Source organism: Streptomyces sp. NPDC000941 (assembly GCF_053599555.1).
In genome coordinates this window covers 1-25335 of record NZ_JBSFMM010000073.1, presented here as the reverse complement: position 1 = coordinate 25335, position 25335 = coordinate 1, and the positions used below count along the sequence as shown (strand labels likewise).

The following is a 25335-nucleotide window of genomic DNA, read 5'->3' as shown; positions in this document are numbered from 1 at the left end:
GGTACGTTCAGGGACGCGTACCGAGCTCGTAGTCCGCCTGTGTCCAGGCCCGGGCCTGCTCGCTGAGGGTGATACCGAGACCCGGCCGGGAGGACACATGCATACGGCCGCCACTGATCTGCAACCGCTCGTTGAACAGCGGCTCCAGCCAGTCGAAGTGCTCCACCCACGGCTCGTACGGGTAGGCGGCGGCGAGGTGGAGGTGGATCTCCATCGCGAAGTGCGGGGCGAGCTGGAGGTGGTGGTGTTCGGCGAGGGTGGCGAGCTTGAGGAACTGGGTGATCCCGCCGATACGCGGCGCGTCGGGCTGGATGATGTCCGCGGCCTCGTTGCGGATCAGCTCCCAGTGTTCGGCGACGCTGGCCAGCATCTCCCCGGTGGCCACCGGAGTGTCCAGCGAGGCCGCGAGGGCGGCGTGGCCGCGGGCGTCATAGGCGTCCAGCGGCTCCTCGATCCAGACCAGGCCGAACTCCTCGAGAGCGCGCCCCATGCGCTGGGCGGCGGGCCGGTCCCACTGCTGGTTGGCGTCCACCATGAGCGGCACCTCGTCGCCCAGGTGCTCACGTACGGCGGTCACCCGGCTCAGATCCACCTTGCCGTCGGGGTGGCCGACCTTGAGCTTGATGCCGCCGATGCCCTCGGCCACCGAGCGGGAGGCGTTCTCCAGCAGCTGCTCGGTGGGCGTGTGCAGAAAACCGCCGGAGGTGTTGTAGCAGCGTACGGAGTCGCGGTGGGCGCCCAGCAGCTTGGCCAGGGGCAGACCGGCACGCTTGGCCTTCAGATCCCACAGGGCGATGTCGAAGGCCGCCACCGCCTGGGTGGACAGCCCGCTGCGCCCGACGGAGGCGCCCGCCCACACCAGCTTCGTCCAGAGCTTGGCGATGTCGCTGGGGTCCTCGCCCAGCAGGGTGGGGGCGATCTCCTTGGCGTGTGCGAACTGGCCGGGGCCGCCGGCCCGCTTGGAGTAGCTGAAACCGATGCCCTGATGTCCCCCCTCGGTGGCCAGCTCGACGAAGAGGAAGGCCACCTCGGTCATCGGCTTCTGCCGCCCGGTGAAGACCTTCGCGTCGCTGATCGGAGTGGCCAGTGGAAGGGTGACCGAGGACAGCTTGATCCAGGAGATCCTGTCGAGGGTCGCCTCCCCTGCCTGCTGCGCGGCATGTGCCGTCGTTTCCGGTGTGCTCATACTTGGCGTCCCCTGTGAGTGCGGGCGGGGCGGCCGGTCCCTGAGGTTGCCGGTCGCGGTGTCGGCGGGCGTGTCCGCTCGGCCGTCCCTTGACGCTAGGTGGTCGATTGATCTCCGTCTAACTTAAAATTTGTATGCGTTGATACAGGGAGAGCATCATTGTTCACACTCGCCCAGCTGGCCAGCTTCGTGGCAGTGGCCGAAGAACTGCACTTCACCCGTGCCGCGGAACGGCTCAAGATGACACAGCCACCGCTGAGCCGCCAGATCCAGCTCCTGGAGAACGACCTGCGGGTCCGGCTCCTGGACCGCACCAACCGATCGGTGCGGCTCACCCCCGCCGGGCGCGCCTTCCTCACCGAGGCCCGCCGTATCCTGCGCCAGTCGGAACACGCGGCGCTCGCCGTCCGCCAGGTGTCGACCGGGGAAGCGGGCAGCATCGCCATCGGCTTCACCGCGGCCAGCGCGTACTCCACGCTCGGCGCCCTGCTGGAAACCGCCCGCGCGGCCATGCCCCGCGCGGAGATCGTGCTGCAGGAGATGGTCACCCGCGACCAGTTGGAAGCCCTCACCCAGAACCGCCTGGACCTCGGTCTCGGCCGGCCTTCGGTCACCGGCCCGGACCTGCGGTCCCGCCCCGCCGTACGGGAGCGGCTGCTCGCGGCGCTGCCCAGGGAACACCCGCTGGCGGCGCGTGAAGGAGCGCTCCAGGTCGCGGACTTCGACGGTGAGCCGTTCCTGATGTACTCACCCACGGACGCCCGCTACTTCCATGAACTGCTCATCAGCATCTTCAGCGTGGCGCACGTGGCCCCCGTCTTCTCCCAGTATCTGAGCCAGGTCCACAGCATCCTGGCCCTGGTCAACTGCAGCCTGGGGGTGTCCCTGGTCCCCGAGGCCGCCGCGCGGCTGCGCTATGCCGATGTCGTCTTCAAACCGGTCGAGCTGGAGACCCCCAATCCCGTGGAGCTCAACCTCGTCTGGCGCGAAAACAACGACAACCCGGTGCTGGACGCGCTGCTCCGCCACCTGCAATGGCCGGCACCGGCACCGGCACCGGCACCTGAGCCTGGGCCTGAGCCGGCACCGGAGCCGGAGCCCGGGGCTCACCCCGGCCGGTAGAGCGCCGTGAGCAGTTCGATCACGGCCGGGGCGGCGGGATGCGGATCGTCCCGCCACCAGGCGAGCCGCACCGCGATCGGCTCGGCGTCGCGCACCGGCCGGTAGACGACACCGGGCCGCGGATACTGGTGCGCGGTGGACTCCGCCGTGATCCCCACCCGCCGGCCCGTGGAAATCATGATGAGCCAGTCGTCGATGTCGTGTGACTCCTCGGTCGCCGGGCGGGAGCCGGAGGGCCACAGCTCCGCGGTGGTGGTGCCGGTCCGCCGGTCGACCAGCAGGGTGCGCCCGCTGAGGTCGGCGAGCCTGACCGAACGGCGCGAGGCCAGCGGATCGTCGGCGGCCAGGGCGCATAGCCGCCGCTCGAGCCCCACGATGGCGGAGTCGAAGCGCCGGTCGTCCAGCGGTCTGCGGACGACGGCCAGATCGCAGGCACCCTCGGCCAGCCCCGCGGTGGCGGAGTTGACGCGGATCAGCTGCAGCTCCGTCTCGGGGACCGTCTGAGCCCAACGGCGCTGAAACGCCAGCGTATGGCGGCCCACCGCCGACCAGGCGTAACCGATCCGCAGCCGCCGGTGTCCCGAGGCCGCCTCCCGGAGCAGACCGTCCACCTCGCCGAGCACCCGCCGGGCGTGCGCCACCACGCGCAGACCCGTGCCCGTCGGCGTCACCTCGCGCGAGGTACGCAGCAGCAACCGCACCCCGAGCGCCCGCTCGAGCGAGGCGAGCGTGCGGGACACGGCCGCCTGGGAGACACCGAGCGCGATGGCGGCATCGGTGAAACTGCCCTCGTCGACGATCGCCACGAGACAGCGCAACTGACGCAGCTCGATATCCATGACTCAAGCGTATAGATCCCGCCGTCGATGCATTTTGCGCAAGAGAAAGGGCGCCGCACGATCGGGGCATGCGAACAGCATCCGTACGCGCGGCAGCCCCCGCCCACCGGGCCGTCCCGGCAGCCTCCGCCACCGAGCCCGGGGGAGGACGCCTGGCCGGTGTGGCCACCATGATCGGCAGCGGCCTGTCCAACCAGATCGGCGCCGCCACCGGGTCCTTCGCCTTCCCCGTGCTCGGCCCCCTCGGCGTCGTCGCGGTACGCCAATACGTCGCCGCCGTCGTCCTGATCGCCGTCGGCCGCCCCCGGCCGCGCAGCTTCACCTGGCGGCAATGGTGGCCGGTGCTGCTGCTGGCCCTGGTGTTCGGGACCATGAACCTCTCCCTCTACAGCGCCATCGACCGGATCGGCCTCGGACTCGCGGTGACCCTGGAGTTCCTCGGCCCGCTCGCCATCGCCCTGGCCGCCTCACGCCGCCGCGCCGACGCCTGCTGGGCGGTGCTGGCCGCGGCCGGCGTCATCACCCTGATGCGCCCACGGCCCTCCGCCGACTACTTCGGGATGGGCCTGGGCCTGCTGGCCGCCGTCTGCTGGGCGTCCTACATCCTGCTCAACCGCACCGTCGGCCGACGCATCCCCGGCGCGCAGGGATCGGCGACCGCCGCCACGCTCTCCGCCCTGATGTTCCTGCCCGTCGGGATCGTCCTCGCCATCAGGCAGCCGCCGACCGCGTCGGCCGTCGGCTGCGCCGTCGCGGCCGGAGTCCTCTCCTCGGCCGTGCCGTATCTCGCGGACCTGTTCACCCTGCGCCACGTACCGGCACCGGCCTTCGGGCTCTTCATGAGCGTCAACCCCGTCCTCGCCGCCGTGGTCGGATGGATCGTCCTCGGGCAGCGCCTGGGGTGGATCGAATGGGCCGGAGTGGGAGCCGTCGTGGTGGCCAACACGCTCAGCATCGCGGGCCGGGTCAGGGCGGAGGCCACACCCCAGCAGACGGCCGGCCGCTAAAGGGAGACGGGCGGGCCGGGGCACCGCGCCGTCGTGCCGCGGACCTCGAGGGCCGGGGCGGTCAGGACGGTCTCGCCGGGGCGGGCGGGGTCGGCGATCCGGTCGAGCAGACACTGCGCGGCGCGGCGGCCGACCTCATGGCTGGCGTTGTCCACGGTGGTGAGCCACAGATGGCGCAGCCGCGCGAGATAGGTGTTGTCGTAGCCGACGAGGGACAGGTCGCGGGGCACCCGCAGGCCGAGCTCTTCGGCAGCCGACAGGGCGCCGACACCGGCTATGTCGTTGAACGCGAAGACGGCGGTGGGCCGTTCACGGGCGCCGAGCAGCCGGACCGTGGCCCGGTAGCCGCCCTCCTCGGTCAGGTCGCCCTGCTCCACGGCCGCCGTCGCGCCCAGTCCGTGCTCGCGCATCACCGCCTCGAAGCCATGGCGGCGCAGCTCGCCGACCGCCCCCTGCCCCGCGATATGCGCGATGCGCCGGTGGCCGAGGCCGATGAGATGTTCGGTGGCCAGCCGGGCGCCGTGTTCGTCGTCGCCCGCCACGATGTCCACCCCGGGTAGTACGGGCTCACGGGCGCCCGCCACCACCGTGGGCACCTGCCCGGCCGCGGTGCGCAGCGCCTCGGGGGCCGGCAGTGTGCCGACGGCGATCAGACCGTCGACCCGCAGCTCCGTGAAGGTGCGGGTGAGGTCTTCGCCGAGCCGCCGGTTGAGGTGGCCGTCGGCCAGCAGCATGCGCAGACCGGAGTCGTGCAGCCGGGAGTTGAGGCCGTCCAGCAGCTCCACGAACCAGGGGTTGCGCATGTCGTTCAGAAGCACCCCGACGGTGCGGGTGCGCCGCTCGCTGAGGCTGCGCGCGGCGGCGTTGGGCCGGTAGCCGAGCTCTTCGACGGCGGCCAGCACGGCCTGCCGCTTCTCCGGGCGCACCTGGGCGGAGCCGCGCAGTACGAGGGAGACCAGCGATTTCGACACTCCGGCCCGTTCGGCGACATCGCGGATCGTCGGTGGTCTCATGTTCTGGACCGTTCCATAAGGCGCGCCGGGTTGTCAAAGGGATTGACAGCTGCGGAGACGGCCCTCAGGGTGGGCCGGGAACGTTGTGGACCGGTCCAAAGAAGGATGCGGTCCCAAGCAGGCCGGAGTCCTGCGCAGGCCACGGTCCTGAGCAGGGCAGTCATGGGAGAGCAGTCATGGTGAGTACGCTCGGCGTCGCCGTCGTGGGATTCGGCTGGATGGGACGGGTGCACACCCAGGCGTACGCCCGCGTGCCGCACCACTTCCCCCAGCTGTCCGTGCGGCCCGAACTGATCGCCGTCGCCGACGAGGTGCCCGGCCGCGCCGAGGAGGCCGCGGAGCGGTACGGCTTCGCCACCGCGGCCCGTGACTGGCGGGAGGTGGCCGCCGACCCCCGGGTCCAGGCCGTGAGCATCGCCGCTCCCAACTTCCTGCACCGCGAGATCGGCACCGCCATGGCCGAAGCGGGCAAGCACATCTGGATCGAGAAGCCGGTCGGCCTGACCGCCGAGGGCGCCCGGGCGGTCGCCGGCGCCGTGGCCAAGGCCGGTGTCCAGGGCACCGTCGGCTTCAACTACCGCAACGCGCCCGCCGTCGCCGCCGCCCGCGAGCTGATCGACGCCGGGGAGATCGGCGCCGTCACCCATGTCCGCATCCGGCTGTTCAGCGACTACGCCGCCCACCCCGAAGGTGCCCTGACCTGGCGGTACGAGCGCGAGCGCGGTGGCAGCGGGGTGCTCGGCGACCTGGCCTCGCACGGCGTGGACCTGGCGCGCTTTCTGCTCGGCGAGATCGAGTCGCTGGCCGCCGACACCGCGATCTTCGTCCCCGAGCGAGCCCGCCCCACCGGCGCCACCGCCGGCCACACCCGCTCCGCCGGCGGCGAGTTGGGCCCGGTGGAGAACGAGGACTACGTCTCCTGTCTGCTGCGTTTCGCCTCCGGTGCGCGGGGTGTGCTGGAGGCGTGCCGGGTCTCGGTCGGCGAGCAGAACAACTACGGCTTCGAGATCCACGGCACCAAGGGCGCGGTCTTCTGGGACTTCCGCCGCATGGGCGAACTCGGCGTCAGCCGTGGCACCGCCTATCAGGACCAGCCCGTCAGCACCGTGTACGTCGGCCCCGGACACGGCGAGTACGCCGCCTTCCAGCCCGGCTCGGCCAACAGCATGGGCTATGACGACCTCAAGGTCATCGAGGCGTACCACTTCCTGCGCTCCATCGCCGAGGGCACGGCGTACGGAGCCACCCTGGACGACGCCGTCCGCAGCGCCGCCGCGCTGGACGCCATGGCCCGGTCCGCCGAGCGGGGTGGCTGGGTGAACCCGGCCTGAGCGCTTACCCGTTCGCCCGGCCGGGGGCCGTATGCGCGGCACGGTCCCATGCACGGCGAGCAAGGGCTTGCCGATCTATTGACTCTGACGCACCGTTGGCCCCACCGTGATTCAGCCACTGATCACTTGGCGACGGGAGCTCTGGTTGTCCCCCGAACTCATCTCGATCATCGTGCTGGTGGCGGTCTTCGTGCTGGCCACCACCCGCTCCGTCAACATGGGCGCCCTGTCCTTCGCGGCCGCCTTCGGCGTGGGAGAGCTGGTCGCCGACCTCGACGCGGACGGTATCTTCGCGGGCTTCCCCGGGGACCTGTTCGTGGTCCTCGTGGGTGTGACGTATCTGTTCGCCATCGCCCGGGCCAACGGCACCACGGAGTGGCTGGTCCACGCCGCCGTCAGACTCGTGGGCGGGCGGGTGGCGCTGATCCCCTGGGTGATGTTCGCGATCACCGGTGTGCTCACCGCGATCGGCGCGGTGAGCCCGGCCGCGGTCGCGATCGTCGCCCCCATCGCGCTGAGCTTCGCCGCGCGGTACGACATCAGCCCGCTGCTGATGGGCGCCATGGTGGTGCACGGCGCCCAGGGCGGCGGCTTCTCGCCCATCAGCATCTACGGCTCGATCGTGAACGGCATCGTGGAACGGGAGAAGCTGCCCGGCAATGAGATCACACTCTTCCTGGCCAGCCTGGTGGTCAACCTGGTCATCGCAGCCGTCGTCTTCGTCGTCTGCGGCGGCCTGAAGCTGCCGCGCCACGCGGCCACCGCACCCCCGTCGGCCGGCCCGGGCGCCGCCGCTGTCGAGTCCGCACCGGCCGACGGGGACGGCCCGGTGTCCACCGACGCGCCCGCCGAGGGGTCGGCGACCGGCCTGACCCCCGACCGGGTGGCGACCCTCCTCGCGCTGGTCGCCCTTGTCGTCGCCGTTCTCGCCTTCGACCTCGACGCGGGCCTGGCCGCGATCACGCTCGCCGCGCTGCTGAGCCTGTTCTGGCCCAAGGACGGCAAGAAGGCGGCCAACGAGATCTCCTGGCCGACGGTGCTGCTGATCTGCGGGGTGCTCACCTATGTCGGTGTGCTTCAGGAGATGGGGACCATCGACTACGCGGGCCGGGCCGTCAGCGATATCGGCGTCCCCCTCCTCGCGGCCCTCCTGCTCTGCTACATCGGCGCCCTCATCTCCGCTTTCGCCTCGTCCGTCGGCATCATGGGCGCGCTGATCCCGCTCGCGGTCCCCTTCCTGGCCAAGGGCGACATCGGAGCGGTCGGGATGGTGGCCGCCCTCTCGGTCTCGGCCACCGTCGTCGACGTCAGCCCCTTCTCAACCAACGGCGCCCTGGTGCTCGCGGCCGCGCCCGACGTCGACCGGGACCGGTTCTTCCGGCAGCTGATGGTGTACGGGGGCGTGGTGGTGGCGGTGGTCCCGGCCGTGGCCTGGCTGGCCATGGTGGCGCCGGGTCTTGGCTGAGGCTCTTCCGCCCCCGGACCGGGTCCCGCCCCGCTCAGGACACGCCCAGCCTGCGGTTGGCCAGGACGGACACCGAGCGCCGCACCGCGGCGACCTCGTCGGGGTCCACATCCCCCACCAGCAGCCCCGGTCCCGCCCCCAGCCGCTCCCGTACGGTGCCGTCGGGGCCGATGAGGGCGCTGTGCCCGATGCCGGTGGGGGCGGAGGTCGCGGGCGCGAGGCCGGTGGCCGCGGGGTCGGCCTGGCCCGCGGCGGCCAGCCAGACGGTGGCGTCCAGCGCCCGCGCCCGGATCAGCAGCTCCCACTGCTCGTGTTTACCGGGCCCCGCGCCCCAGGAGGCGGGCAGCAGGGAGAGATGTGCGCCGGCGTCGGCGTGGGCCCGGAACAGCTCGGGGAAGCGTACGTCGTAGCAGGTGGCCAGGCCGATCCGGAGGCCGTCGAGGTCGAAGGTCACCACCTTGGAGCCCGGGGCCACGGTCCTGGACTCGGTGAAGCCGAATGCGTCATACAGATGGATCTTGTCGTACGACGTGTCGACGCCCGGGCCGGTGACCAGCAGGGTGTTGGTCACCCGGCCGTCGGGTGCCGGGGTGAACATCCCTGCCACGACCACCAGACCGGCATCCTTGGCGAGCTGCCGCACCCCGGTGGCCCACGGTCCGTCCAGCGGCTCGGCGAGCGGGCCGAGCCGCGTGCCGAAGCAGGCCATCGCCGCCTCGGGGAACACCACGAGACGGGCGCCGGCCTCCGCCGCGCGGTGTGCCTGCCCGCGCAGGGCGGCCAGGTTCCGCCGGGGCTCCGGGCCGGTGGTGAGCTGGCTCAGGGCGATACGCATGGGACATGGGCCTCTCTGTGGGGGGCGGGCGGGAGCGGGGGCTGTGGCTGAGCGGGGAACTGCATACCCCTCGTGAGCAGGGTTACCCGACGGTTACTCGCTTTCCGGCGAAGGGAGAAGGCCATGTACCCCGTGATGAGACCCCACCACATCGCTCCTCGGCTCACGACCGGAGCGTTCATGCTGAACTCCGGTCTGCGCAAGCTCCACGCCGACGAGCAGACCGAGCAGGGGCTCCACGGCATGGCCGCCGGCGCCTATCCCATAGCCAACCGGATCTCGCCCCATCAATTCACCAGGCTGCTGGCCTCCACCGAGATCGCTCTGGGCGCGGCGCTCCTGTCGCCCCTGGTGCCCACCGCCCTGGCCGGGGCCGGGCTGACCGCTTTCGCCAGCGGGCTGGTCGGGTTCTATCTGCGCACCCCCGGCACCCACCAGCACGGCAACCCGCTGCCCACCGACGAAGGAGTCCCCCTCGCGAAGGACTTCTGGCTGCTCGGTATCGGCCTGGGATTCCTCAGCGACCGCCAGGCGTGGGCGTGGCCGTGCCCGGCGGCCTGCCGACGCAGAAAGCCATGTCGGCACAGAAAGCCGTGCCACCACAGAAAGCCGTGCCGGCACAGAAAATAGTGGAGCGGAGCCTCGCCGGCGTACGCCCCGCAGGTCAGGGCGTGTACGAGGCCTCGCGCGCGGTCCGCACCACGGCCTGGCCCTCGGCCCGGCCGAGCCGCCCGGCCGCCACCCACGTGTCCACCGTGGCCGCCACATGCCGGACGAGTCCGGCCTTGGTGGCGAACGGGGCCGCGGCCCAGATCTCTTCGAGGTCTGCTCCACCGCGGTGCCGAATCTGCCCGGCACACCGAGTGCGCGCGGCTCCTCGCGCAGCGCGTCGCGGACCTCGATCAGGGCGCCGACCATGGCGCGGATCTTCTCCGCGTACGCCTCCTCACCGGTGCTGCCGTATGCCTGGGCGAGCATGGTGAGGAAGTGGCCGGTGTAGTGGCCGCGGAGGTTGCCGTTCGCCTCGCCGTCAAGACCCTCCCAGCCGCCGGGCGCGATGGCGCCGCGCGTATCGAGCCCCGCGTTGGCGCGGAAGACCTGGAGCAGCCGGTCGACGTCGTAGCCCCGGCGGAGCCGAACATGCCGCCGGATCCGGCGGGCTCGGCGGACACCGCCGGGCCGGCGCCGATGGCTCCAGGGGCCCTGGGATCTCTGTGGCCGGGGGCGGTACGGCGGCCCGCGCCGCCCCGCCCCCGGCCCCGCCCGTCAGGCGTTGGGGTCGAACGGAATCCCGGACGGCTTGGCCTTCTCGAGATGGGCGTTGAAGTTGCCGTCCTTGAGGCCGAAGACGGCGCTGCCGAAGTCGGCCTGGCTCAGCTTGTCCCGGATCCCCGCGGGGTAGCCGTTCCAGCCGACCAGGGTGGGGAACTGCCAGGTGTGGTAGTGGTTCTCCGGCGGTTCGTCGCCGGTGGTCGCGGCGCGGAAGGCGTGGGTGCTCAGGCCGTCCTTGTGGTAGACGACCTTCGGGTGCGTTCCGTCCCACTGCATCTGGTCGCGGCTGTGGATCTGGAAGTTGCCGTGGGCGGAGGTGGAGACGTACTGCGCCTGGTTGTTCTGCACCCACACCACGACGTGTTCCCAGTCGTGGCGGTGCCCGCCGATCGTGGCCTGGTCCTTCTCGAAGTAGAGACCGTAAATGATCGCGCACCAGCCGTTGTTGCACTTGTAGCGCGAGTATCCGTTGGTGTTGTCGAGGTCGGACTGGTCGTGGCACTGTCCGTTGGGGTTCCCGGACGGGTTGAGGCCGCCGTTGAGGGTCCCGTCGGGTCCGATGGCGGGGGTCGGGTAGCAGCCGTCCGTGTCGTAGTCGAAGGCCGGCTGGAACGTCTGCTCCGTTCCGTCCGCGTTGCCGGGCAGCGCCTTCGGGGGGTCGGCGAGCGCGCTGCCCGGAAAGGCGATGACCAGCGCGACGGCGCTGCCGAGGATGAGCGGGACCTTGCGAATGCGCGACCTACTCTTCACTGCGTCCTCCTGAAGGACCGGGGGGTGTGGGGCAGGCCGGTCAGCGTTGGCATGCTCCAGTCAGCCTCCTGATCCTGCCCTGACAACGTCAGTGGCGACAGATGGCGCCGGGGTGAAGAGTCAACCAATGTGGAGTGTGTGGGAGTTGGTTGTCGATCAGACGGCGACGATGGCGGCGACCTGCTCCTCGGGCCTCAACTCTCCGGGCGTGTGACCGGGGCCAGCCACATCCCGACGATCGCGTCGATCAGCCCGGTGGCGGTGTCGTGCCATGTGGCGCGGGGCGTCGGGGTGTTCTCGGCGAGGGCGCGTTCCCGCTCGGCGCAGATGTGCAGGATGAGCTCGCGCGCCATGGCGCCACGCTCGGCGCGGATATCGGCGGGCAGATCGGGCAGGCGCCGGTTCACCCCTTCGACGACCTGCGGAAGCGACCCGGAGGACAGGGACTCCTCGACGATGATGTCGTGGAGCGCGGGATCGGTCATCACCTGAGCGCAGAACCGCGCGTACCACGTCGGGCTGCCCAGGGCCGACAGATGCTCGGGGATCGGTCGCACCAGGCAGGCCACCCAGTCGCGGATGTCGTCGGAGCCGCCGATCTCGGCCAGCAGCCGGGTGCGGATCCGCTCGACCTGTTCGGAGTGTTTACGCGCGATGGCGCGCACCAGGTCGGCCTTGGTGCCGAAGTGATAGCCGACCGCGGCGTTGTTCCCCTGTCCCGCAGCCTCGCTGACCTGGCGGTTGGACACCGCGTACACCCCGCGTTCGGCGAACAGCCGCTCCGCCGCGGTCAGGATCAGCTCCCTCGTCGCGCTGACCTGCTCCGCCCTTGCCGTCCTGCCGGCCATGATCACCACCCTTCTCGGCCACATGGTCAGGCAACCGCATCCCCGTGGCCCGAGTCAAGCAGTTGCTTTAAATTCCTCGCTGACGCCTTCAAGCGGCGCCGCACCGCGGGGACGGGGGCTCCCCGTTGACGGCGGCCAGCCGGCCGCTCACCAGCTCGCGCAGGGCGACGGTCGGCGGCCGCTCCTGGCATAGGAAGACATGGCCGCCGGCGAAGTCCCGGGGCTGGGGCGAGGACGGTGTGCTCAGCCGCCACCGCTCCAGCTCCGCGGGGGACAGGCTCGGGTCGTCACGGCCGAACCACACGTGGTAGTCCGTGCCGCCACCCGCCGGCATGGCGGGCGGTTCGCGGTACGTATCCAGGAGGTGCAGGTCCTGGCCGAGCATCATGACCGCGACGTCGAGCATATGCGGATAGTCGAACAGTTCCGCGGGACAGCCGCCGTGGAGCCGCAGCTCCGTGACGAGCTCTTCCCGGGTCCTGGTCAGGAACGGGGCGCGCGGATGCGCCGCCAGCCGCGCGGTCGTCGCCGGGGACCGGGCCCCCGACAGTACGACGTCCCTGACGTGGCCCCGCCGTTCGCCGGGCAGCGCCGAGACCAGGGCGTGGGCGAGGAGGGCGCCCAGGCCGTGCCCCACCACCACGGCGGGCCGGTCGACCCAGCTGCGGAACGCCGGGAGGAGCCGCTTCACCGCGTCGTCGAAGCTGCGCACCGGGGGAGCGTCGGTCAGCTCCCCCCGGCCGTCCAGCTCGAACGCGACCGCGGCGCAGCCCGGCGGCAGGGCCCGCGCCAGCGGAAGCATGGACAGCGCGGTCGCGCCCGCGTAGTGGAAGAAGAGCACCCTCAGCGGCGATCGGGGGTCTCCGATCAGGAGGTGACCGTCAACCGTCCTGACACGCATGCCATTCCCCCTGTCTGCTGTGGCTGTCCGCTTTTCCGGGCCCGGCTGTGCGACGGTCGGCCATTAATGGACGCGGGACTCCCGGAACGTAGGCTTCTAGTCAGTGAATTCTCTTGGCGCGGGCCGCGGAAGAGCTCGTCCGGCGTCAAGGAAACTCCTTTACCGAAAAAACGGGTCTACTTGATCAGGAGTTGTGCTGAACCCAGGGTGTGTTGCGAGCGAGGAGATCCTGTAATACGTCCGTCGACACTGTCAACTAATTCAGCCGACCTCGGACACATCTTCCCCATATCGGGCAATTCAGGGCCGGTCGGTCGCAGTTTTTTTGGATCCGGCGCGGATGAACTGGCAGTGGTCCCCTTACGGTTCGCTTAGGATCCACGGTTATGTCGCCCCCTCAGCACAACCCCGGAGAGCGTCCACGGATGTCAGGACGTCATGACGCGGCAGAGTGCTTCGCGCGACGCTTCCAGCGCGTGCAAGAGGTCATCTACCCGGCCGACTTGGGCAGGCCGTACACGGAGCGGGAGATCGCGGAAGCCGTCGGGATGTCCGTGAGCCAGATCAGCAATCTGCGCAACGGCCGCTCCGTCCCCCGGGCCGACCGGGCGGTCGCGCTGGCCACCTTGTTCGGGGTGCGCGTGGAGTACTTCTTCTCCCCCGACGAGGACCCCTACGCCCGCGACGTCGAGCGCCACCTGCGGGCCATCGAACAAGAGCGGCGTGGGGAGCCCATCGGCCAACTGAACCGCGCCGCCGGCGGCTCGACCCTGCTCGTCGGCGGTTCGACACCGGCGAACGCCGGGCTGCTCGACGACGACCAGGTGCGTCAGATCGCCGAGGGCGTGGCCGTACTGCCCCACGACATGCGCGAGACCGTCTGCACCCTGGTGGACCAGCTGCGCCGCGCCGCCCGTCAGCACAAGAGCCGCGAGGGACAGCCACGGTGATTCGGCCCCGCCCGAAATCTCCGCGGGGACCGGCCTCCTGACAGCGCGCCGAAGGAAGGGACGACAGCGTGGGCATGCGGTCCGAACGGCGCCGGGTCCGGGCCTTGTTGAAGGACCTGGGGCTACCGCCGCATCCGACCCTCGCCGAGCTGCACGCCGCCTACGAGGCCCGTTTCCAGCGGGCGCTGCGCCTGATCGAGCAGGACGTGGTACCCGGCGAGCCGACCGGACGGTACGAGCAGTACCTGACGCACGACCGTATCTACTACCCCATGCACACCAGCCGCGCCCATCAACTGCTGGTCGTCTGCCATGAACTGGCGCATCTGCTGCTCGGCCACCTCCCCCGGTACGACGCCATCGACCCCGCCGTGGTGCGCCGGGTGTTAGGGCGGTCCCACTACGACGACCCCGCCGAGCACGAGGCCGAGACCATCGGCACGCTGCTGTACCAGCAGCTGAACCTCGCGCCCGAGGTCGGCCCGGCCGCCCGGCTCGCACCGTCGCTGGTCCACCGCGAGGGGCGCCATGTCTGAGGCGGGTGACGTTCACACCCTCGCCTACACCACCGTGAGCGCGGTCATGTACGGGCTGGCCGGGTACAAGGCGCTGGCCTGGGCCGCCGAACGGATCCCCGCCCTGCTGCTGATGGCCGTGGGGGCCCTGGCCGGCGGCGCCGCCTTCACCGCCGCCACCCCGGCGGTCTACCGGTGGCTCGGGGAGACCAGCGAAATCTCCAATCTGGCGACCCTCGTCGGCTACACCCAGGTCATCGTGTGTTTCGGCTGCCTCCGCGCGCTGGCGCTGCTGTGGTCACCACGGCGGCTCGTCGGCGGCAAAGGCGGCAGAGACGGCAAAGGTGGTCGGCCGCACCGGGGGATCGGTATGCGCGGCGCCCTGCGCCGGGTCCTGCCGCGCTATGGCGCCGTCGTCGCCGTGATGTGGGCGCTGTTCCTCTCCGCCGACCTGCCCGCGGGCGAAAAGCCCCTGACCTTCGACACCGCCTTCGCCGACCGCCCGCCCGTGTTCGCCTTTCTGCTGGTGTATCAGGCGGCCTTCGGATGGGCGCTGTGGTCGATGGTGTACGTGTGCTGCCAACGTTTGAAGGATGTTCACGATCCGATCCTGCGGGGCAGTCTGCGGCTCCTGGTCATCGGCTGCACATTCATCGGCAGTTACGGCGTATGCAAACTCATCGCGATTTTCGGCGTGGTGCTCGGCTCCCACGCGCTGGACGTCCTGTCCTCCCATGTGGCCACCGCGCTGTCCTCCCTCGGCGGGGTGATCACGGCCACCGGATGGACCCGTGCCGCGCTGCGCACCCGGCGACAGCGCCGACGTGACTTCTACGCCCTGGAGACGCTGTGGACCACCGTCACCCAGGCCGACCCCGGCGTCATCCTGCACAGTCCGCCCTCCGGCTCCGCCTGGGAGTTCCACACCCTGCGCCGGGCGCATGAAATCCGCGACGGACAGCTCGCACTGCGCCCCTGGACCTCCCAGCACATCGTGAACGCGGCGCGGCGCCTCACCGACGAACACGGCCTCGGCTCACCGGGCCGCGACGCGCCGGAACACGACGCGCTGGCCGCGGCGGCGGGCATCAGGGGAGCTCTGGAAGCCCTGCGGTCCGGGCGGCCCCCGGGCATGCCCTGTGAGCGGCTGCCGGGCATCGACGTACCACCGCAGGCCGAACGCCGCCATCTGGTCGCCGTCGCCCGTCAGCTCGACAGCCCCCTCGTCGCACGCGTGCTCGCGGAGACGGAACAGTGAACTCCGCCTGACGCGCCGTATGGTGGGAGCGGTTACATCCCATCCGCGTTCGTTCCCCCCGACTCGTCCCCCAGCGTGAGGTTCCGGTGTACACACGGCTCGCTCTCGGCATGCCCGATCGCGCCTCCTGGTTGATTCTCCTCGGCTTCCTCGCCGCTCTGACCCTGCTGGTCTGGCTGATAGCGCGGTTGATCAGATCCCAGGGCGGCCTGCGGCCCACCTGCCGCCGTATCGTCTGGGAAGTGCGGATGACGCGACGGGCGTTCGCCGAGCCCTTCCGCGTCTTCAGCCGCCACCGCCGTTGGGCCCGGATCCTCTCCGGCTATCTCGCCGACCCCGCCGCACCCGGCACGGCGCTCGCCGCGCTCGACCACGCCGACTCCACCACCGATGAAGGCTGTTACGCCCTGGCGGTGCAGCTGAGCCCGGCCCGCGACCAGGTCCGCGTCGTCGTGGCCGGGCGCGATCCGCTGCCCCCCGCCGGGCCCTGGCAGAAGGCCAGCGCCGAACCGGGGGAGTGGTCCTGGTCGGCCCCGGCCGCCTCCGTCGACCCGTCCGATGGCCCGGAACGCATGCTGCTGGCCGTCGGCGTCGACCGACGGCAGCCCGGTGCCGTCCTCGTGGACTGGATGCGCGGCCCCGCCGCCCTCGCGGTCGAGGGCGACCCCCACGCGTCGCGCGGTGTGCTCCACGCCCTGGCCGCCCAGATCGACCACCTGCCGGACGGCCCGCCGGTCCAGGTGGCCCGCGGTGTACACCCCCGCCACCCCGGCCCCGACCTCGACACCCTCCTCGACGCCCAACCCGCCCCCGTTTCCGCCCCCCTTTCCGAGGGCGTGTGCGCCGCGTCCTCGCTGACACCGGTCGTCGTGTGCTGGTCCCCGACCCCGGAGCAGGCCGCCCGGATCTCCGAACTCTGCGCCGCGGGCCGCCTCCGGGCCCTCGTCGGCGGCCGTGTCCCCGGGGCCTCCTGGACGTTCCACGCCGAGCCCGGCGGCCGCCTCCTGGCCCCCGGCCTCCACCTCGATCTGGAGTCCGCCGCCCTGCCTCGGGCCATCGCCCGCACCATCCGCCGCGACCGCCGGCAGCCGCCCGCCGGGACCGCCGTCCTGCGGCCGGGCCCGGCCGCGCGGGCCACCGTGCCGGCCGACGCGGTGCCCGGGCCCCGTACCGAGGCCGCGCCGTCGCAGGACGCGCGCGCCGAGGGGGTGCGGGACGGGGCGGTTCCGGCCCAACCGGCCTACGCCGATGCCGACTTCACGGCCGACTTCACGGCCGATTACGCAGCTGATTTCGACGCGGACTTCGCGGAGCCCGCCCCAGCGCCGGCCCCGGCCCCGGCCCCGGCCCCGAGCCCCGCGCCGGCCCCGGCTCGCGAACCGGCCCCCGCCCCGTCCCCGCTCTTCTCTGTGACCCCATCCGGCGGAGGGGCCGCAGAAGAGAAGGCCGGGAAGGCCGAAACAGCCGCCCCGTCCGAGAACGCCGAGACGGATCCGGCCGGCCCCGAAGACTCCGGGGACGACGGCGATCTCGCCGAACCTGCTCCCGCCGTGCCGCCGTCGCGGTCCGGCGGCATCTCCGCCGCATCCGGCACGACAAACGAACGGACTTCTTCGCAGCCGTGAGACTTTTTGTGAGCGTTGCCGAGAGCGACGTCATGCTCGATGTGAGCGGTACCACCACTGCCCGGGCCGTCGCCGTCCGGCTGGCCGAGATGGGCCATGCCACGGGCCCCCAGGGCGCCGAGCTGTTCCTCGGGGACCTGGCCCTGCCCGCCGAGCTGCCGCTGGCGGCTGCCGGGGTGCGGGACGGGGCCCGGCTGGGGCTCGGTGCCCCGGCGCCCGGGGACGGGGGCGCGTACGGGCCCGGGCGCGAGGAGTTGCCGCCGCCCTCGCGGTCCGCCGACGGCGAGCGGCTGCCGCGCGGTCCCCAGGTCGAGCTGCAGCTTGTGGGCGGGCGCGGTGCGGGGCGGGTATGGCTGCTGCGGCCCGGTACGTACACGGTGGGCCCCGAACCCGGCAGCGCGGTGCGGCTGGAGGGCCGCGACGTACCGTCCGCGGGGATCCGGGTGACGGTCCGCCCCGACGGCGGTGTGCTGCTGAACACCGGTCAGGCGGGCCACGCCGTGGCGCTGTCGGTGCCCCAGCCGCCCCCGGAGCGGCCGCGCGCCGACGCGGCCCCGCTGCCGCCCGCGCCGCGGCCCCCGCTGCCGGATCCGGACGCCGACCGGCATGAGGCGGTGCCGCGTGGCTGGACGGAGTGGCCGCTGGACGGCGAGCTGGTCTTCGGGGAGTACCTGCTGCGGGTCGCGGAGCCCACCGAGGCCGACGCGGCGGTGACGGTGTCGGCCGACGGCGGGTTTCTGGACTTCAACCGGCCGCCGAGGATCATCCCGCCGCTGACGCCGGAGCGGTTTGTGCTGCCCGCGCCGCCGACCCCGCCGTCGCGGCGGTCGATCCCGGTGCTGGTGGTGGTGGCGCCGATGTTCCTCGGCATCGCCATGGTGACGTTCCTCGGGTCGTACTTCTACCTCATGTTCGCGGTCTTCAGCCCGTTCCTGGCCATCGCGAACTATGTGACCACCCGCCGCAGCGGCAAGCGCGAGTACCAGGCCGGCGTGGCGAGTTACCGTGCGCGCCGCGCCTCACTGGAGGCCGACGTACGGGAGAAGGTCGACCGCGAGCGGCGGCTGAGGGCCGACGCGGGGCCCGATCCGGCCACCACCGGGCTGTGGGCGGTCGGTCCCGGGGCCAGGCTGTGGGAGCGGCGCCGCGGCCACCCGGACCACCTGGCGCTGCGGGTGGGCACGGTCGCCCAGTCCTCGCTGCTGACCATCGACGACAGCTCCCGCGAGGACAACCACCGCTCGGTGAACTGGCGGATCCCGGACATGCCGGTCCAGGTGGATCTGACCGCCGACGGCGTGGTCGGCATCGCGGGGGAGCGGGAAGCGGCCCGGGCGCTGGCCCGCTGGGCGGTGGCGCAGGCGGCGGTTCTGCACAGCCCCCGGGACGTACGGGTGACCGTGCTGACGGACATGGCGGGGGCGTCCGCCTGGGAGTGGATGCGCTGGCTGCCGCATGCCCGCCCGGGCCGCGGCGGGGTGGCGGCGGCGCGCTCCGGCGGCCCGTCGGTGACGGTCGGCAACGACCCGGAGACCGTCGCCAACCGGGTCTCCGAACTGGTCGCGGCCATCCGGTCGAGGATGCGCGCCCGGGACTCCGCGATGAGCGGTGCCCTGCTGAGCGAGCCGGATCTGGTGGTGGTGCTCGACGGGGCGCGGCGGCTGCGCGATGTGCCCGGTGTGGTCCAGGTGCTCAAGGAGGGCCCGTCGGTACGGGTGTTCCTGATCTGCCTGGACCAGGAGGAGCGCATGCTCCCCGAGGAGTGCGTCACGGTCTGCGCGGTGGGCGCCCGTGAATTGACGGTGCGCCGCACCGGCAGCGCCGATGTGACCGGTATCCGTCCCGACCAGGTGGACACCGAGTGGGGCGAGCGGATCGCCCGCTCGCTGGCGGCCGTACGGGACGTCACACCCGACGGTTCGGACGGGCTGCCGGACCAGGTGCGGCTGCTCGGGCTGCTGGACCTGGAGCCGCCGAGGGCCGAGGAGCTGGTCCGCCGCTGGGGCAAGCGGCCCGCGTCCACCGGGGCGCTGCTGGGCGTCGGCTACACCGGACCGGTCACCTTCGACCTGGTCAAGGACGGCCCGCACGGGCTGATCGCGGGCACCACGGGCGCCGGTAAGTCGGAGCTGCTGCAGACCCTGGTGGCCTCGCTCGCGGCGGTGAACCGGCCGGACGAGATGACGTTCGTGCTCATCGACTACAAGGGCGGCAGCGCCTTCAAGGACTGTGTACGGCTGCCGCATGTGCTCGGCATGGTCACCGACCTCGACAGCCATCTGGTGGAGCGGGCGCTGGCCTCGCTGACCGCCGAACTGGTCCGCCGCGAGCGGGCGCTGGCGGAGGCCGGGGCGAAGGACCACGCCGAGTACCGGGCGATGCGGCGGCGCGATCCGGCGCTGCCGCCGCTGCCCCGGCTGCTGCTGGTCATCGACGAGTTCGCGACGCTGGCGCGCGACGTCCAGGAGTTCATCCCCGGTCTTGTCGGCATCGCCCAGCGCGGCCGCTCCCTCGGCCTGCATCTGCTGCTGGCCACGCAGCGGCCCGCCGGCGTGATCACCGCCGACATCCGGGCCAACACCAATCTGCGGATCGCGCTGCGCGTCACCGACGCGATGGACAGCCAGGACGTACTGGAGGTCAACGACGCGGTGACGATCTCCGGCGCCACCCCGGGCCGGGCCCTGGCCAGGACCGGCCACCGCTCGGTGCTGCCCTTCCAGACGGCCTTCGTGGGCGCCCCGCGGCTGGACGAGGCCCCCGGGCCCGCCCCGGCCGAGGCGCCCGAAGCCACCGTCTGGGCCGCCGAGCTGACCTGGTCGCTGCTGGGCCGTACGGCGGTGGAGCCGGGCCCCGCGCACGAGGCCGAGGACGAACTGCCGCTGCTGGACGCCGATGAGGTGCCCACCGATCTGACGGCGCTCGTGGAGTCCGTACAGGAAGCCGCGGCCTCGCTCGCCATCGCGGCGCAGCCCAGCCCGTGGCTGCCCCCGCTGCCGCAGACGATCACCCTGGAGGAGCTTCCGGACCGGCCCGACCAGCCGGGCGGCGGGCTCGTGCCGGTGCCCTGGGCGCTGGCCGATCTGCCGGGCGCCCAGCGCCAGGAGCCGCTTGAGCTGGACCTCTCCCGCTTCGGACACCTCTACATCATCGGCACGCCGCGCTCGGGCCGCTCCCAGTCGCTGCGGACCATCGCGGGCGCGCTGGCCCGCCGTCACTCCTGCGCCGACGTCCACCTCTACGGGATCGACGCGGCGGGCGGCGCGCTGACGGCGCTGACCGATCTGCCGCACTGCGGCGCGGTGGTGCCCCGGGCCGACCTGGAGCGGTTGAACCGGCTGCTGGCGCGGCTCATCGCCGAGATGGGGCGCCGGCAGGAACTGCTCACCTCGCACGGCGCGGCCAACCTGGCCGAACTGCGCTCCATCCTGCCGCCCGCCGAGCGCCCCGCCCACACGGTGCTGCTCATCGACGGCTGGGACTCGCTGACCGCGCTGCTCGGCGACCACGACGGCGGACGGCCGGTGCAGGAGCTCACCGCGCTGATCCGCGAGGGCGCCCCGATGGGCCTGCATGTGATCGCCACCTCCGAACGCGCCCTGCTGTCCGGCAAGGTGGCGTCGCTGAACGACGAGCGGCTGCTGCTGCGGCTGACCGACCGCAGCGAGTACATGCTGGCGCAGATCCCGAGCAAGCAGATCCCGGCCGTCGTACCGCAGGGGCGCGGCTGGCGCGGCGGCAGCGCCACCGAGGTGCAGGTGGCCATGTTGAGCGCCGTGGGCGTCGGGCGCGACCAGGCAGGAGCGCTGCGGCGGATCGGTGTCGAGGCCGCTCGCCGCGACCTCGAGGTGCCCGCCGCGCTGCGCCCGGTGAAGGTGGCGAGCCTGCCGAAGCGGGTGACGTTCACCGACGCGTACGAGAAGGTGCCCGCCGGTTTGCGCCGCCCGCTGTGGGGGCTGCTCGGGGTGGGCGGCGACGACCTCGGCCCGGTCGGGGTGGACTTCGCGGCGGACGCCCCGTCGTTCATGATCAGCGGGCCGCCCGGCGCGGGCCGTTCCACGGCGCTGGCGAGCCTCGCGGTGTCGCTGCTCGCGGGCGGGGCCCGGGTGGTCGCGCTCACCCCGCGCGAATCGCCGCTGCGGGGCCTGGGCAGGCATCCGCGGGCCCATGTCATCGAGACGCCCGACCCGGGCGCGGACGAGGTGCGGCAGGCGCTGGAGGCCGAGGCAGGCCCCGCGGTGGTGCTGGTGGACGACGCGGATCTGCTGGCCCAGATGCCGTCCGCCGACTCGGTGCTGCGGGAGATCGCCTCCACCGGCCGGGACCGCGGCCAGGGGCTCGCGGTGGCGGCCACCGCCGAGACCCTCACCTCCGCCGGCATCGGCTGGCTCGGCCAGGTCCGCCGGGTCCGCAAGGGGCTGCTGTTGTCCCCGCAGTCGCCCGGCGAGGGGGATCTGCTGGGGGTGCGGGTCCCGTACGACCTGCTGCGCGGGCGGCCGGTGCCGGGGCGCGGGCTGACCGTCGACCCGGTCAGTGGCGCGCTGGTGTCGGTGCTGGTCCCGGAGACGGTGCTGCGGTCGGACGGTATGGGCTGACCGGACCGGTTCGACCCGGGCTCCCGCTCCGCGGTCAAGCGAGAGCCCGGTGGGCGCCGGGTCAGCCGTTGTTGGTGCTGGCGGCGATGTCCTTGTCCATCTGCTCGACGGACTCCTTGATCTTGGTGAACTGGGTGGCGAAGCTGTTGATGCTCTCCACCGCCTGCTGAAGCGAGGCCGTCAGCTTCTCGTAGGCGGCCTTCATCGCCGGGCTGCTCTGCTGCATGAACAGGCCGTTGTCCAGCAGCCCCTCCACCGAGGTCTTGGTGGACAGCAGATGCGGGTTGATGTCGTTGACGGCCTGGTTCATGACCCCGGAAACGCGCATGATCTCGGCGTAGTCGAGGTTGATGTTGCCTGCGGGCATGGTGTGGTTTCCTGCCTTTGTCTAGTCGTCTTCTTTCGGGACCCAACCGGAGTTCTGGTCCGCATGGTCGCTGGTCCACTCCTCCTTGCGGCCGTCCGTCTCCACCGTGCGGGTGCCGCTGCCGTCCTCGTGGACCTCGATCGTCTCGGTCACCTCATGGCCGTTCACATCGAGCGAGGACGTGGTCGTGCCGTGCACGGTCTGTTCGTTGCCGTCGTCGTCGGGCCCCGTGGTCGTGTAGGTCGTGGTGGAGTCCCGGTGGCCGGTGGAGGAGTTGTAGTCCGAGGTGGTGGTCCCGGTGGTGGTGGACTGTTTGCCGTCCGGGGTCTTGGTGGTGCTGGAGAAGGTGTCCGTGGTGTTCTTGTGGTCCCCCGATTCGGTGGTCTGCGAGTTGCCGGTGGTGCTGGTGACGTTGCCGTAGACATCGGTGGCGGTCGAGTCGTACGTGCCGTCGGCGTGGTAGTTGGTGGTGTCGGTGGAGGTCAGCCCGCTGCTGGTGGTGATGGTGGTGGTGATTTTGGTGGGCTTGCCGTCCGGGCCGTACTCATAGGTCGTGGTGGTGGTGTTGCCATGGCCGTCGGTGGTGCTCCACTGGCTCTCGCGCTCACCCGGCGGCTTCGGCGCATGCGGATCGTTCGGGTCGACGTACCCCTTGGCGACCGCCTCCTGCCAGTCGTCCCAGATCTCCTTCTGCGTGCGATAGAGATCCGCGGCCAGCGACGCCTCCTGCTTGCTCGCCTCCCCGGCCAGCCGGAAGTCCCAGTCCGCCCAGCCTCGCGCGACACCCTCGTACAGGTTGTGAAGCTGCTCCAGCTTCTCCTCGGAGCGCTTGAAGGAGCCCTTCCAGACCTCGTAGTACGCCTGGATGGCATAGGAGACGCCGCCGCCCACCTGCTCGGTGGTGTAGTTCTGATTGTTCTCCCGGGCCTGCTTGACCTGCTCCTTGAGGCTGCTGGCCTTCTGCGCGACCTGGTTGAGCAGCTCGTAATCGACGACGATGTCAGGCACGGTCCCCCCTGGGTCGGCTCGCTGCGGGCTCATACTGCCCTACCGTGACCAACGGCCCAAAAGCGTGGTCCGGTTCAGGAATCAACCATGTCTGACGTACCGTTCATTCCGATGAACCGTCTTCGCTCGTCGGTGCGTTACCCAAGTGTAGGTGCCCACCGGTGAAGCGCCCGTGCCACAGCTGACCGTCAAGGGGGAGGAGCAGCGTGCCGACCCGTCCCGGCGACTGGAGCGCGCTCGGTCTCGGCGGTGACCCGGTCCCGGGTGACCCCGCCATGCTGAACACCATCGCCGACACCATGCGCGACCTGGCGACCTCCGCCGGGGTCGTCAACACCGGGCTGCGTGAACTGCAGACCACCGCGGGCGACGGACAGCGGTTCATCGGCGTCACCGCCGACCGGCTGCGCGAGATGGTGGACAGCCATCTGTACAACTTCGTCGGGCATGTCGAGGAGTCCTTCCGCAAGGCCGAGAACGCCCTTCGCGTCTACGCGACCGCCGTCGAGACCGCTCAGGGCGAGGCCGACCAGGCGCTCTCCACCGCCCAGGGGCTGCCCGAGGACGATCCGCAGCGGCAGTCGCTCACCCAGCGCGCCGAGGACGCCCGCACCGACGTGTCCAACGCCGCGGGCGAACTGCGCCGTCAGCTCCACGACGCGGGCGCGATGATGGTCCAGCCGGTCAGCGACTGCGATCTGTTCTGGGAGGCGTTCCAGTGGCTGACGATCATCATCTCGGTGATCGCGGTCTTCACCGGCGGCATCCTCGGCATCATCGCCTGGGGCATGAACGCCGTCCTGCTCATCAAGACCATCGTGGACTTCAGCCAGGGCAAGGCCAGCGGGCTCGAACTCGGCCTGGCCTTCCTCGGCGTGCTCTTCCCCACCACCAAGGCCATCAACGTCGGCGCCATCATCAAGGGCCTCGGCAACGGCCTCAAGGGCGTCGTCGGCGGTCTGACCGGCGCGGGACGTGGCCTTTTCGGCCAGATCAGCCACTTCTCCTCGCTCACCGGCCTGCCCAAGATCGTCGTGGCCCCGATGGTGATCGGCGCCCATCTCGCCCCGCTGGTCAAGATCGATGTCATCGCGCTGGGCAAGGGCTTCGGCAACGCCCTGAAGGGCGGCTGGAACAGCGCGATCGGCGCGATCGGCAGCGACTGGGCACGCGTCACTGCCTCCTCGACCGGCGCCTGGGCCAAGGCCGGCGCCTACTCCCTGGCCAATCTGCAGCGCCTCGCCCGGCTCGGCGCCGCCACCCTCCTCCCGCTGAACTTCACCGAGCTCAGCGTCCTCGGCATCGGCGGCGCCGCCCGGCTCGCCTTCGGCGAGCGCGTCCTCGGCATCGCCCAGCCCGAGTTGCACGCCCTGCTGGCCAACGCGGGACGTACGGACGCGGCCCTGCGCGGCATCCCCCCGGTGCAGACCGGCCCCGGCGCCCTGACGCACACCGGGCTCATCCGGCCGCCCGGCGCGTTTCTGCCGGGTGGCGGCCTGCACCTCGGCGGCCTCGGTACGGGCACATTGGGAGCCGTACCGCTCACCCCGCTGACCGAGCTGCCCACCGTCAACCTGGGTGCCCTGACGCCCCAGGGGCTCGGCGCGTCCCACGGCCTGACCACCGCGCCGCTGCCCCACGGGATGACCACCAGCCCGGGCGGCCTGGTCATCCCGGCCGCCCACGCGGCGCCCGGCGGCCAGGGCCTCCAGACACTCCATCAGATGGACTTCGCCGCAGGCCAGGTGCGGCTGGACAACAATCTGCTGCTGCCCGGCAACACCGCCATCGACCTGCTGCGCGACGCCCACACCCCGTCCGCGGTGTCCCACACCGGCCAAGGGTCCGTCCCCGGCGTCGCCTCGGCCGGAGGGGTGTCCGACGGCGTCACCATGGCCCGCGGCGCGGTGGGACACGCCGAGGCGCTGAACGATCTGACCTTCCCTGAGCTGAACGCCCTCGCCCACGGGGATGTCGCCGTCACCGCCATCCGGGGCGACGGCATCACCCTGCGGATCGGCGACGCGGCCCCCCGGACCGTCGACGCGCACGCGGTCGCGGGCACCGCCCCGGTGCCCGCCGGAGCAGCGGCGGCCCCGGCGAATGTGGCGCACGGGAGCGCGGCGGCTGTTTCCCCGCCCCCGGGTGTCGCCGCCGCCCCGCCGCCGGGCGTTGTCGGCGGCCACGCGCCGGGCGCCCCGGCGGTCGTGGGCGCGCACGCCGTGCCGGTGGGCACCGGAGCGCATGGCCCGGGTGCGGCGGCGCACGCGGACTCGGGCGCGGCGGCGGGCGTGGCGCAGGGCTCGGCGCCCCCGGGTACGTCCGCGGCCGCGGCGCCGCAGGGCGGCGTCGCCCGCGTTTCGGCCGAGACCCCGCCCGCGGGTGTCGTCGGCAACTCCGCGCCGGGCACGCCCGCGCCTGCGGGCGCGGCGAGCGCGCCGCCTGGCG

The 25335-nt window shown here is 72.0% G+C and carries 20 protein-coding genes and 1 pseudogene; 11 read left to right on the top strand and 10 right to left on the bottom strand.

All coding sequences use genetic code 11. The annotated features are described in order from the left end of the window. Positions 1-7 precede the first annotated feature (7 nt). Positions 8-1186 (bottom strand): L-talarate/galactarate dehydratase, encoded by a 1179-nt coding sequence (locus ACWDSL_RS23560; RefSeq protein WP_450488405.1) that lies wholly within the window; start codon positions 1184-1186, stop codon positions 8-10. A gap of 159 nt (positions 1187-1345) precedes the next feature. Between ACWDSL_RS23560 and ACWDSL_RS23555 the strand changes: the two genes are divergently transcribed. After that, complete coding sequence (locus tag ACWDSL_RS23555; RefSeq protein WP_450488403.1) at positions 1346-2308, top strand: LysR substrate-binding domain-containing protein; 963 nt, start codon at positions 1346-1348, stop codon at positions 2306-2308. On the opposite strand, the gene ACWDSL_RS23550 is transcribed toward ACWDSL_RS23555, so the two are convergent. Next, on the bottom strand, positions 2293-3147 hold the full coding sequence (locus tag ACWDSL_RS23550) for a LysR family transcriptional regulator (protein ID WP_450488401.1): 855 nt from the start codon (positions 3145-3147) through the stop codon (positions 2293-2295). The genes ACWDSL_RS23555 and ACWDSL_RS23550 overlap by 16 nt on opposite strands. A 68-nt stretch (positions 3148-3215) precedes the next feature. Between ACWDSL_RS23550 and ACWDSL_RS23545 the strand changes: the two genes are divergently transcribed. Continuing rightward, on the top strand, positions 3216-4154 hold the full coding sequence (locus ACWDSL_RS23545) for an EamA family transporter (RefSeq protein WP_450488399.1): 939 nt from the start codon (positions 3216-3218) through the stop codon (positions 4152-4154). Here the strand turns inward: ACWDSL_RS23545 and ACWDSL_RS23540 are convergent. Next, positions 4151-5167, bottom strand: a complete 1017-nt coding sequence (locus tag ACWDSL_RS23540) for a LacI family DNA-binding transcriptional regulator (RefSeq protein WP_450488397.1) — start codon at positions 5165-5167, stop codon at positions 4151-4153. The genes ACWDSL_RS23545 and ACWDSL_RS23540 overlap by 4 nt on opposite strands. A gap of 176 nt (positions 5168-5343) precedes the next feature. On the opposite strand from ACWDSL_RS23540, the gene ACWDSL_RS23535 reads away from it, so the two are divergent. Both ACWDSL_RS23535 and ACWDSL_RS23530 read left to right on the top strand, forming a co-directional pair. Further along, positions 5344-6498, top strand: coding sequence for a Gfo/Idh/MocA family protein (locus ACWDSL_RS23535; protein WP_450488395.1), 1155 nt, complete (start codon positions 5344-5346; stop codon positions 6496-6498). A 145-nt stretch (positions 6499-6643) separates the two neighbouring features. Further along, positions 6644-7963, top strand: a complete 1320-nt coding sequence (locus tag ACWDSL_RS23530; protein WP_450488393.1) for an SLC13 family permease — start codon at positions 6644-6646, stop codon at positions 7961-7963. A gap of 34 nt (positions 7964-7997) precedes the next feature. On the opposite strand, the gene ACWDSL_RS23525 is transcribed toward ACWDSL_RS23530, so the two are convergent. Beyond that, positions 7998-8798, bottom strand: coding sequence for a carbon-nitrogen hydrolase family protein (locus tag ACWDSL_RS23525; protein ID WP_450488391.1), 801 nt, complete (start codon positions 8796-8798; stop codon positions 7998-8000). A gap of 180 nt (positions 8799-8978) precedes the next feature. On the opposite strand from ACWDSL_RS23525, the gene ACWDSL_RS23520 reads away from it, so the two are divergent. After that, on the top strand, positions 8979-9428 hold the full coding sequence (locus ACWDSL_RS23520) for a hypothetical protein (protein WP_450488389.1): 450 nt from the start codon (positions 8979-8981) through the stop codon (positions 9426-9428). Between the two features lie 198 nt (positions 9429-9626). On the opposite strand, the pseudogene ACWDSL_RS23515 reads toward ACWDSL_RS23520, so the two are convergent. The 4 genes and pseudogenes from ACWDSL_RS23515 to ACWDSL_RS23500 all read right to left on the bottom strand — a co-directional run. After that, positions 9627-9926 (bottom strand): annotated as a pseudogene (locus ACWDSL_RS23515) (beta-L-arabinofuranosidase domain-containing protein); the annotation flags it as partial. 138 nt (positions 9927-10064) lie between these two features. Next, on the bottom strand, positions 10065-10820 hold the full coding sequence (locus ACWDSL_RS23510; RefSeq protein ID WP_450488387.1) for an NPP1 family protein: 756 nt from the start codon (positions 10818-10820) through the stop codon (positions 10065-10067). Between the two features lie 194 nt (positions 10821-11014). After that, complete coding sequence (locus ACWDSL_RS23505; RefSeq protein ID WP_450488385.1) at positions 11015-11668, bottom strand: TetR/AcrR family transcriptional regulator; 654 nt, start codon at positions 11666-11668, stop codon at positions 11015-11017. 88 nt (positions 11669-11756) lie between these two features. After that, on the bottom strand, positions 11757-12569 hold the full coding sequence (locus ACWDSL_RS23500) for a thioesterase II family protein (protein WP_450488383.1): 813 nt from the start codon (positions 12567-12569) through the stop codon (positions 11757-11759). Between the two features lie 425 nt (positions 12570-12994). Between ACWDSL_RS23500 and ACWDSL_RS23495 the strand changes: the two genes are divergently transcribed. From ACWDSL_RS23495 to ACWDSL_RS23475, 5 genes are all read left to right on the top strand, one after another. Continuing rightward, on the top strand, positions 12995-13519 hold the full coding sequence (locus tag ACWDSL_RS23495) for a helix-turn-helix domain-containing protein (protein ID WP_450488381.1): 525 nt from the start codon (positions 12995-12997) through the stop codon (positions 13517-13519). A 68-nt stretch (positions 13520-13587) separates the two neighbouring features. Then, positions 13588-14055 carry a hypothetical protein gene (locus ACWDSL_RS23490; protein WP_450488379.1) on the top strand — a complete coding sequence of 156 codons (468 nt, stop codon included), beginning with the start codon at positions 13588-13590 and terminating at the stop codon, positions 14053-14055. Further along, positions 14048-15292 carry an MAB_1171c family putative transporter gene (locus ACWDSL_RS23485; protein ID WP_450488377.1) on the top strand — a complete coding sequence of 415 codons (1245 nt, stop codon included), beginning with the start codon at positions 14048-14050 and terminating at the stop codon, positions 15290-15292. Before ACWDSL_RS23490 ends, ACWDSL_RS23485 begins: the two co-directional genes overlap by 8 nt. A 110-nt stretch (positions 15293-15402) precedes the next feature. Then, positions 15403-16917 carry a hypothetical protein gene (locus ACWDSL_RS23480; RefSeq protein WP_450488375.1) on the top strand — a complete coding sequence of 505 codons (1515 nt, stop codon included), beginning with the start codon at positions 15403-15405 and terminating at the stop codon, positions 16915-16917. 8 nt (positions 16918-16925) lie between these two features. Further along, positions 16926-21512, top strand: coding sequence for an FtsK/SpoIIIE domain-containing protein (locus ACWDSL_RS23475; RefSeq protein ID WP_450488373.1), 4587 nt, complete (start codon positions 16926-16928; stop codon positions 21510-21512). A 61-nt stretch (positions 21513-21573) separates the two neighbouring features. On the opposite strand, the gene ACWDSL_RS23470 is transcribed toward ACWDSL_RS23475, so the two are convergent. Both ACWDSL_RS23470 and ACWDSL_RS23465 read right to left on the bottom strand, forming a co-directional pair. Then, on the bottom strand, positions 21574-21879 hold the full coding sequence (locus tag ACWDSL_RS23470) for a hypothetical protein (protein ID WP_014181807.1): 306 nt from the start codon (positions 21877-21879) through the stop codon (positions 21574-21576). A gap of 21 nt (positions 21880-21900) precedes the next feature. Next, complete coding sequence (locus tag ACWDSL_RS23465; protein ID WP_450488371.1) at positions 21901-22887, bottom strand: hypothetical protein; 987 nt, start codon at positions 22885-22887, stop codon at positions 21901-21903. A 206-nt stretch (positions 22888-23093) separates the two neighbouring features. On the opposite strand from ACWDSL_RS23465, the gene ACWDSL_RS23460 reads away from it, so the two are divergent. Continuing rightward, positions 23094-25335: putative T7SS-secreted protein (locus ACWDSL_RS23460; RefSeq protein ID WP_450488369.1), on the top strand; the 2242-nt coding region annotated here is incomplete at its 3' end.

What these genes read in the sequence shown, in the direction of transcription:
- ACWDSL_RS23560 (WP_450488405.1), bottom strand. Translation starts at nt 1,186, where the DNA reads ATGAGCACACCGGAAACGACGGCACATGCCGCGCAGCAGGCAGGGGAG.
- ACWDSL_RS23550 (WP_450488401.1), bottom strand. Translation starts at nt 3,147, where the DNA reads ATGGATATCGAGCTGCGTCAGTTGCGCTGTCTCGTGGCGATCGTCGAC.
- ACWDSL_RS23545 (WP_450488399.1), top strand. Translation starts at nt 3,216, where the DNA reads ATGCGAACAGCATCCGTACGCGCGGCAGCCCCCGCCCACCGGGCCGTC.
- ACWDSL_RS23540 (WP_450488397.1), bottom strand. Translation starts at nt 5,167, where the DNA reads ATGAGACCACCGACGATCCGCGATGTCGCCGAACGGGCCGGAGTGTCG.
- ACWDSL_RS23535 (WP_450488395.1), top strand. Translation starts at nt 5,344, where the DNA reads ATGGTGAGTACGCTCGGCGTCGCCGTCGTGGGATTCGGCTGGATGGGA.
- ACWDSL_RS23525 (WP_450488391.1), bottom strand. Translation starts at nt 8,798, where the DNA reads ATGCGTATCGCCCTGAGCCAGCTCACCACCGGCCCGGAGCCCCGGCGG.
- ACWDSL_RS23520 (WP_450488389.1), top strand. Translation starts at nt 8,979, where the DNA reads ATGCTGAACTCCGGTCTGCGCAAGCTCCACGCCGACGAGCAGACCGAG.
- ACWDSL_RS23505 (WP_450488385.1), bottom strand. Translation starts at nt 11,668, where the DNA reads ATGGCCGGCAGGACGGCAAGGGCGGAGCAGGTCAGCGCGACGAGGGAG.
- ACWDSL_RS23500 (WP_450488383.1), bottom strand. Translation starts at nt 12,569, where the DNA reads ATGCGTGTCAGGACGGTTGACGGTCACCTCCTGATCGGAGACCCCCGA.
- ACWDSL_RS23495 (WP_450488381.1), top strand. Translation starts at nt 12,995, where the DNA reads ATGTCAGGACGTCATGACGCGGCAGAGTGCTTCGCGCGACGCTTCCAG.
- ACWDSL_RS23485 (WP_450488377.1), top strand. Translation starts at nt 14,048, where the DNA reads ATGTCTGAGGCGGGTGACGTTCACACCCTCGCCTACACCACCGTGAGC.
- ACWDSL_RS23480 (WP_450488375.1), top strand. Translation starts at nt 15,403, where the DNA reads ATGCCCGATCGCGCCTCCTGGTTGATTCTCCTCGGCTTCCTCGCCGCT.
- ACWDSL_RS23470 (WP_014181807.1), bottom strand. Translation starts at nt 21,879, where the DNA reads ATGCCCGCAGGCAACATCAACCTCGACTACGCCGAGATCATGCGCGTT.